This is a genomic window from Pullulanibacillus pueri (assembly GCF_014639255.1).
Classification (GTDB): Bacteria; Bacillota; Bacilli; order Bacillales; family Sporolactobacillaceae; genus Pullulanibacillus; species Pullulanibacillus pueri.
Genome location: NZ_BMFV01000042.1, coordinates 22,558 through 31,126, shown reverse-complemented (window position 1 = coordinate 31,126; position 8,569 = coordinate 22,558). Strand labels below are relative to the sequence as shown.

At 40.2% G+C, this 8,569-nt stretch carries 9 protein-coding genes; 4 read left to right on the top strand and 5 right to left on the bottom strand.

The window, feature by feature from the left end; genetic code table 11:
* Positions 1-106 precede the first annotated feature (106 nt).
* The 3 genes from IEV91_RS19035 to thpR all read right to left on the bottom strand — a co-directional run bounded on the left by IEV91_RS19035 (position 107) and on the right by thpR (position 2,422).
* Complete coding sequence (locus IEV91_RS19035) at positions 107-904, bottom strand: phosphotransferase family protein (RefSeq protein ID WP_188499015.1); 798 nt, start codon at positions 902-904, stop codon at positions 107-109.
* A 138-nt stretch (positions 905-1,042) separates the two neighbouring features.
* Positions 1,043-1,786, bottom strand: a complete 744-nt coding sequence (locus IEV91_RS19030) for a hypothetical protein (RefSeq protein ID WP_188499014.1) — start codon at positions 1,784-1,786, stop codon at positions 1,043-1,045.
* Between the two features lie 72 nt (positions 1,787-1,858).
* Positions 1,859-2,422, bottom strand: a complete 564-nt coding sequence (gene thpR, locus IEV91_RS19025) for an RNA 2',3'-cyclic phosphodiesterase (RefSeq protein WP_188499013.1) — start codon at positions 2,420-2,422, stop codon at positions 1,859-1,861.
* 153 nt (positions 2,423-2,575) lie between these two features.
* Here thpR and cysK point away from each other — a divergent pair, with 153 nt between their 5' ends.
* The 4 genes from cysK (at position 2,576) to IEV91_RS19005 (ending at position 5,908) form a co-directional block, all read left to right on the top strand.
* Positions 2,576-3,508 carry a cysteine synthase A gene (gene cysK, locus IEV91_RS19020; protein WP_188499012.1) on the top strand — a complete coding sequence of 311 codons (933 nt, stop codon included), beginning with the start codon at positions 2,576-2,578 and terminating at the stop codon, positions 3,506-3,508.
* Between the two features lie 720 nt (positions 3,509-4,228).
* Complete coding sequence (locus IEV91_RS19015) at positions 4,229-4,447, top strand: DeoR family transcriptional regulator (protein ID WP_188499011.1); 219 nt, start codon at positions 4,229-4,231, stop codon at positions 4,445-4,447.
* A gap of 145 nt (positions 4,448-4,592) precedes the next feature.
* Positions 4,593-5,024, top strand: a complete 432-nt coding sequence (locus IEV91_RS19010) for a DUF6884 domain-containing protein (protein WP_188499010.1) — start codon at positions 4,593-4,595, stop codon at positions 5,022-5,024.
* A 224-nt stretch (positions 5,025-5,248) separates the two neighbouring features.
* Positions 5,249-5,908, top strand: coding sequence for a hypothetical protein (locus IEV91_RS19005; RefSeq protein WP_188499009.1), 660 nt, complete (start codon positions 5,249-5,251; stop codon positions 5,906-5,908).
* 125 nt (positions 5,909-6,033) lie between these two features.
* Here the strand turns inward: IEV91_RS19005 and IEV91_RS19000 are convergent, their stop codons facing one another.
* The gene (locus IEV91_RS19000; RefSeq protein ID WP_188499008.1) at positions 6,034-7,650 is read right to left on the bottom strand and encodes a putative polysaccharide biosynthesis protein; all 1,617 of its coding nucleotides are present in this window, start codon (positions 7,648-7,650) and stop codon (positions 6,034-6,036) included.
* A gap of 491 nt (positions 7,651-8,141) precedes the next feature.
* The gene (locus IEV91_RS18995) at positions 8,142-8,456 is read right to left on the bottom strand and encodes a rhodanese-like domain-containing protein (protein ID WP_188499007.1); all 315 of its coding nucleotides are present in this window, start codon (positions 8,454-8,456) and stop codon (positions 8,142-8,144) included.
* Positions 8,457-8,569: the final 113 nt, after the last annotated feature.

Here is an 8,569-nt window from a genome sequence, read left to right as displayed (position 1 = left end):
CTGCATAGCAGGTGGTTTATTGTTTCGCACGCTATCGCGAGCTCAACTGACTAAAGTCGTAAATTAAGCAAAAAGCCGGCGCCTTTAAAACAGGCTGTCCGGCTTTTTAATGCGAAAAATCTTTATGAGTCATACGATTCAATTCATTTAATTGCTGTCTATATTGACGGGCTTCCTTCAATCGATGGCGCTTTTGATGCCAGAACATAAAGGTGAGTGTGTTTGCCAACATGTACCAATGCATGCGTAAGCGCAAATGGTCAGTCAATTCATAGCCATAATCAGATAACCAATTGGCCCATGCATCCTTCTTCACATAGCCATAGAGAGTCATTCCTAAATCAACCGCTGGATCAGCAATAATCGCTTGATCCCAGTCAATCAAATATAACCGATCATCCTCATCCAATAGCCAATTGTTATGATTAATATCAGAGTGACAGACACGCTTAACAGGATGCTCCACTTCTAAAACTCTTTCTTTCAAAAAGACAAAAGCTTCTTGGATAGCAGGCTCAATGGGATGAAGTTTCCGTTCTTCATGTAAATGAGCTAAAAACGCTTTTGACGTTAATGGCTCTTTCCCTAACTTAGCAAGCATAAAAACGAGGGGTTCGGATTCATGAATTTTTTTTAGAAGCTGAGCCACACGTTTAGATCCCATTTCTTCTACTGTTAATTCCCGTGCCTCTAGACACTTTTGGGCCGTAATCACATCACCGTTGACTAAGCGCTTGGTCCATAATAATTTGGGTACGATCCCTTCAGCTGACAGCACAGCTAAAAACGGAGACGAATTGCGTTTAATAAACAATTTATTATCCGTTGATTGTGCAATATACGCTTCACCCGTCACGCCGCCTGCAGAAGAAATGACCCAATGGTTGCTATCCAAACCATACATAAAAAAACCCTCACTCTTTATCCATATCAAAACTTGCTCGCTATTTTCTCAGCTCACGTTCAAAACCTCTATAAATAAAATAGTACATCCTTAAGGATCCGTCAAACGAACATACAGTCTCAAAAAGGGACAAAAGCCTTATGTCCGAGGCTCTGAGACCACCTCTGAATGTTTTAAAAGAATTTCCGCAGCGTGTAATTGGTCGCGTTTCAATGTCGCTCTATAGCTAGAAAGCTCCTTAAACCAAGCATCTAATTGGGTTCTATCAATAATCCTTTCCAACGCATTCGGGTTTGAAAATTCCACATAACTTTCCGGGACTAATAGACAGGGATAAACGGCCCATTGAATGTCATGCTCGTTAAAAATCTTTCTTACCATTTCCGTTGTTCGTTGTAAAGAAATTAATGGGTTGACCGTGTAATGGATACTTTCACTTCGTATTTCCTTCCACTGTCTACGATCATAAGGCTGAAAGACACTCCCTGATTCCCCTGTAATCATTTTTAGTGTCCATATTTTGTAAGGCGTGACTAGAATAATATCCGCTGGAACAGCAGCCTCTCTATAAAGTAAAACAGGCTCGTATAACATTAAAACCGTCTCATCCAGTCTCTTTAACAGCGTTCTTAACCAAAGATCCATACGATAGCGTTCAGGAAGACCAGATGCCTCTGTCGCTGTCGTTGTGGCCCAGTTTAATTGTTGTTGAAAGAATCTATTATAAAAGGACGCCATTCCCTTTTGATCAATCTCACCCTTATGCTTCTCCTTGTACTGTTCTAATCGCCGTTTCTTTTGATGGATGAAGCGCCCAGCATAACGGTAAACATCGATTTGATATCTTGAGATACAGCGCTCAAGTTGAATAAGCTGAGCCATAAGTCAATCTCCTTTCCCAACATTAACCTAGTGTTATTGTATCTCATGGCTCCCTTTTCGGCACCTCTTTTTTTATGGCTCACAATAAAATTTTTGAACGGGCATATACTTTGGATCAGCTCCAGGATGAATTTCATAGAGGACAATGTGCTTAACAGACCAAGACTTTTCAAGCGGAGGAATCCTCTCAGCTAGCCTTTCTAAAAAAAGCGGCCCTTCTCCTGCCCACTTTTTACCGAGTGTAATATGCGGACGATACGGTCGTCGCTCGACTTGAAAACCACACTCACGGCAACATTGAGCCACTCGTTTCTGATTCATTGCTAAGGCATCACTTTGTTCAACATCCGCAAAGAGGACCCTTGGTTGATCCTTTTTACCAAAACCGCCCAACCCCTTCAGCTTTAAATTCATCGCCTCTAGCTGAAAGGTCATGTTATTAAGACGATCGATGAGTGCTACAAGTTTCTCTTTAGCCACTCCCCCAAGAAAAACCAGCGTGATATGAAAATCGTGCTTTCCCATCCAAACTTTATATGAGGCTTGCTTTTTTAATTGTTGGGAACACTGAAACAAAAACGACTTGATCTCTTCAGGAAGAGGCACTGCTAAAAAATAATGTGAAGGTTGATTCATTTTAACATCTCCTTAATTTATGGTAAGTTTATAACTGTCTAAGGCAATGGGATTAGAGGGTTTTTCATTGGCTTTCGAATATAATATAGGACAAGCCCTCCCTTTTTATTATATAATCTGATTAAATGGCAAACGTGGAAGGAATGACAATTCATGAAAAGAGTATTTAATAATATTGCAGAACTTATCGGAAACACGCCACTTTTAAAACTAAATAAGCTTGTGGATCCGCGCGGTGCCCAAGTATACGCGAAACTTGAGGCCTTCAATCCTAGCAGCAGTGTAAAAGATCGAGCAGCTTATAACATGATCATTGAAGCTGAAGCTAAAGGCTATCTAAAAGAAGGAACAACGATTATTGAGCCGACTTCAGGAAATACAGGCATTGGTTTAGCTATGAATGCGACCGCTCGTGGCTATCGTGCCATTATTGTCATGCCAGACACGATGACGCAAGAACGTATTAATTTACTTAAAGCCTATGGTGCAGAGGTTGTGCTCACACCTGGTGACGCCAAAATGCCTGGAGCCATTGAAAAAGCGAGAGAACTTGCTAAGGAGATTCCGAATAGCTTTATTCCGATGCAATTCGAAAACCAAGCCAATCCTGATGCGCATAGAAAATCAACTGCTTTAGAAATTATTGAAGCAATGAAAGAAATCGGTAAACCTTTATCTGCTTTTGTCGCGACTGCTGGAACGGGTGGAACCATTACAGGAACTGGGGAAGTTCTAAAAGAGCACTTTCCTGAATTAAAAATCCATGTTGCTGAGCCAGCGGGTTCCCCTGTCTTATCAGGTGGTAAACCAGGAAAACATAAATTAGTTGGGACTAGCCCTGGGTTCATTCCTCCTGTCTTAAACCAAAGCGTATACGATGAGATCCACCTTATCACAGATGAAGCGGCCTATAAGACGACGCGTCGTCTTGCACGCGAGGAAGGTGTCCTTGTTGGTCCGTCTTCAGGTGCTTCTGTCTATTGTGCGATAGAAGTCGCTAAAACCCTTTCACCTGATGAGATTGTCGTCTGCATGACAAACGATACAGGGGAACGGTATTTATCCGGAGACCTTTTTTCATACTAAAGCTATATTTTTTAAGAGGCTGGGACAGAAGTCTTTCACTCATAGGAAAATCCGAACATTCTATTTGAATGAACGGATTTTCTTTTTCTTTGCATAAGAAGGTTCGCGCCATCAAAGAACTTCGCTTTCCACGGGCACGGCCTCAGCTCACTTTGGAGTGGGTCTTTTCGTGCTCCAAAGTATTTATGATTAAAAGCCCCCTGTTCCGTCTACGAGTATTGCTTCGAAGTAAGCTTTCTCGGAACCACTCGACGTTGACTCCCGTAAGACTAAGGAAAGCAACGAGGAGAATCCATCTTCGCAGGAAAAAAATCGTCGTTCTCACAATTTTTTTGAGTCTCCGTCTTGGGATTACGCTCTCCTTTTCCTACTCAATCTTGAGCTTGCATGGTTCGGTATTTGTCTTCATTATTTGGTTTTGTCTCAACCTCGTTTCCTTCCCTTTAGAATAACTTCTAGGCACTTTCATTGTCCTAGAAGTCCCCTCCCCGTTTCATTTGACAAATCTTAAAACTATTGTAACATGATAATAAAGGGGAAAGATTCGCACATTTCCTTTTCTTTAATAATTATATACACTCCCAACGACATCTTAGACGAACTCAAGTTTCCAAACGCTAATGAAATGAAAAGGATGCTTTGTCATACTTTTGTGCGTGCCATATCCCCGTCTTACGGCCATTATGTCAGTGGCTTGATTAAAGACTAAGGAGTGGTTTTTTGAATCCTTCTACGGATCGGATGATGAATCGAGTAAAAGACGTTTACTTGTTCATTAGAGAGAAAGGCACAGTTTCAACACAGGAATTAGTTGAGGAATTTGAGATGACCCAAAGAACGATTCAGCGTGACCTAAATATTTTAATGTATAATCAGCTTGTTAAGAGTCCTAGTCGGGGAAAATGGAAAGTTACAGACAAGAAAGTTAAAGTCTCTTAGACCCTACCATTCATGTGTAGGGTTTTTTTGCATCCTCTACGTTCATTTACACTTTATTCCAAAATCAAAAGAAGCCGACATAAGTGGACAATCATTGACGAATGGCTATAGCTGACATAGTATGACCTATAGGAGGCACATCGATATGGACAAAATTGGATTATTAGCGACAGCAAGAACAAAGGCAGAGCGTCCCGCCAAAGTGATCGACTTCTATAAAAGCCCATTATTTAAACAATCTGTAAAATATGGCTTAAAAACTTATGACCGCCTCTATTTCTATAATGCTAAAGATGGTCTATTATTTCCTGACCAATGGATGTCCCCCTATGACGTCTCCATCAAAACATTTAGCACAACCCAAAAGAGACTTTGGGCCCAGAAAGTCATTGAGACTTTAATGGACTATGAACAAGCGGACTGTGTGCAAGTCTATCTGCACGGTGGAATGGTTTATCGAAAATTTCTTGAACCTGAATTAACCCTCAATGGCTTTCACTATGAAGTTCCTCTACAAGGGTATAGCATCGGAAAGCAGCTTAAATGGTTTAAAGAAAACTTGGATAATCCCATTTAAAGCTCCAGGTTTTCAATCCTCATCAACGCCGACTACCTCACTCTATCTATCGTACAAACACAAGAGGCTGAAAATTTTTCTCATAGACACCTCAGAAAGTAACCGCAATTATCTTCTCATTCCTATGTAAAAAGTTTGAAAAGCAGGGCCCCACCTTTTAAATATCACCAAAACTTTCTACTTCTCAAACTCCATCTAAAAAAGCGTTAAGGAGGATGTTTCGTGTGCATGTGTTTACAACACTGTATTTTTTAGGCCTACTCATAGGTATAGGCTATTATGTTCTTACACACCTTATATTCAAAGAAATCAAGGAAAATAAAAGCATTTTATTTTTACTTGGTGCAGGATTAGTCGTTTTAGGTTTAGTTGTAGGCGGCTTTGGAGGAATGCCAATATCCGTACTAGGGATAGGGATTTTAACAATAGCTGTTATATTAATAATGACAGGGAAACATTTTTTATGGAGAAAATACATTTTTACCTTTATTGTTTTAGTGATTGTGGGTATCACCAGTTTTGTCTATATCAATAAACCCGGTTACTGGATTATTAAAAAGGAAAATCCATATACAACAACACAAGATAATGTGTACTCGTATTACAAGGAGCTGCAAACAAATCCAGATATAAAAGGGTTTAAAGTCATGAACATTACTGAAGGTCGTAAGGCAATTGTTCTATCTCTCGGTAAAGAAAGGACCGGGGACAGCCTTGAAGTGACTAACCTTAAGGAGCAATATGAAAAAACCACACTTACTGTTAGGAGTTTCTATAATAAATCCACTGAAAAAAATCCAACGATTATCGTTGGGGTAGATCGTTTACAACCTCATATCGAGATTAGAGATGTGGATGGCACAATCTATAAAAAGGTAAAATAAAATGTTTATGAACGATGATTTTTTAAATGATGTAATGACTTTCCTTTAAATAGTTGTAAAATGATAAAAACACCCTATCGCATATGAAGAGCATGATAAGGGTGTTTGATTTATGTTTTCTATTATCACGATCGCGCGCGCCGCCGCAAAAAAGGGATGCGATCGCCAATAACTTGCCGAGCAAGGCCAGAGAATACCGAAAGCACAGCAAAGATAGCACCGCCTACAATTACACCAAGGATCGTATAAACGAGTGACTGCGTCTTTGTATGAGGCACAGCACCACCATGAAAGAAGAAGATGACACCAATGCCAAGTGCCATGATGAAAGTAAAGATACAAATAAGCAGTGTCCGTTTTGCTATAAAGGTGTAATTATAAAGTGTCTCCCAGCGTATGGCGACGAAATTAATAAGAATCGAAAAGAAATAACCAATATCAGTCGCCCATATCGACCCTGTTAACGCGAACCATTTTATAAATAGCGGGTTTAAGATCAGCTTCAGCAAAATCCCAATCCCTAAGCTCAAAATCGTCACTTTTTGACGATTGATGCCTTGAAGAATGGCAGCCGATACAGAGAAGAGAGCAAAGAGTATCGCTGAGGGCGCATACCAACGTAAAATCTCTCCACCAATGGACATCCCTTCTAAATCATAAAATAAACCGTAAATCATATGGCTAAGCACTGAAAGCCCAACGACTGCTGGAATCGTAAGGAAAAGCGTTAATTGGAGAGCCTTCGTAATTTTAATTTGCATCTCTCGGCGGTCACCAAGTGCATAAGAGGCGGAAACCGAAGGAACAACGCTAAGTGCCAAAGCTGTTGATAAAGAAACGGGAATCATGATTAATTTCTGATCTAAGTTCATTAAGCAAGCAATAATCAATTCCAAATCACCATTAGAGAGGGCCTGATGAAAATCCTTCATAAAGTGATTCAGCGTAAATTGATCGACCTGTAAGTAAATTTGATTCGCTAATCCCACACAGACAAACGGAATCGCATAACTAATCAATTCCTTATACATAGAGGCCAATTTCGGGCGATCCTTGACCACACTATTGTTCGCTAGCTTGTCTAAATGAGGTTTGCGTTTCATCCAGTAACGGATGAGTACAATAAGCCCGGCAATGGCCCCAACAAATGCCCCAAAGGTCACAAGGGCAACACCCATCACTTTTGAACCGTGGAAGACTTCGACAACAATAAAAGCAGCAATAAGCCCAAAGCCAATTCTCACCACTTGTTCAATTGTTTGCGATAGTGCTGTTGGCCCCATCGACTGGAACCCTTGAAAATACCCACGAATAAGACTCATGGCAGGAACAATAATTAAGGCAAAGCTAAGGACTCTAATAACAAACACAAGTTCATCAACATCTTCCGGATGCACATCACTTAAATGAACAATGGCCGAAGCCCCAAAAAACATGATTAGAAACCCTACGAAGCCGGTCAGTGTCATTAATAAAAGACCCGAGCGAAATAGCCTTCTACCGGTTTGGTAATCCCCTATCGCATTATACTTCGCGACAAATTTGGATACTGCAAGCGGCACGCCTACTGTTGATATACTTAAAATGATCGCATAAGGATTATAAGCAAAACTGTAAAGATAAACCCCATGCTCCTTAACAATATGGTAAAAAGGTATCGTAAATAGCATACCTATAAGTTTTGTGAAAAAAATAGCAACCGAGAGAATAAACGTCCCTCGCATCAGCGTAGAACCTGACATCCAGAGAACAACTCCTAGAAGATTCACATGGCTTCTATATCTATAGTTGGCCACATCTCAAGTATAATTTATGACAACGTTACACAGCATTCACCATCACATGTCAAAAGTATTGTATCACAATTGGAAACAAACGGTATAGCGAACGGTTATCCGTATGCCCACTTATCAGATTCCTTTTGCTTCTCGCATGGTTTTGATGACAACATGGAAAAGCCTAAAACGTCGGAAACTTCCTCTGCGCTCTTTTGTCATTATGTAATAAAAAAACGAGCAAGTTCCCCCAGTCTTGTTTTTCTTTTCCCATCAGGAATTAAGCACCCTTTTCCACTTGAGTGACTGTTTTTCATCACCTTATTAAAATGAGAATCATCTCCACAATTATATCTATATCTATTAACTAACAGAAAATCAATCGATGATGTTATGTTTTTTCTTAACAAAGAAAAAGGGCAATGGTTCTTTGTCCATCACCCTCACCTACTCATCAATTAGGCTTTAATATCGCCTGTCCACTTCATCATACCGCCAGTCATGTTAATCACCTTATAGCCTTGCTCTTGTAAAAACTCAGCCGCTTTCTCACTCCGTCGCCCTGAGCGGCATACCGTGATGACTGTTTTGCTTTTATCTAGTTCTTCAAATCGTTCTGGAAGCTGTCCAAGCGGAATATGAAGAGCTTCAGCAATCTTCCCCGTTGCCACCTCTTCATCTTCACGGACATCTACTAAGACGATGTTCGCATTTGAGTCTGTTAGTTTTTCCTCTACCTCTTCTGGAAAAATTGTTTCAATTTGGTCAGCCATCTCTCTCACCTTTCTCAAAGGTTTTTCAAAATAATTGTGCATTTTTAAAGGTCAAAAGTCAAGATTCGACAAGCATCTTTCCTGAATGAAATAAGGAATGTTCTATTTTTGCC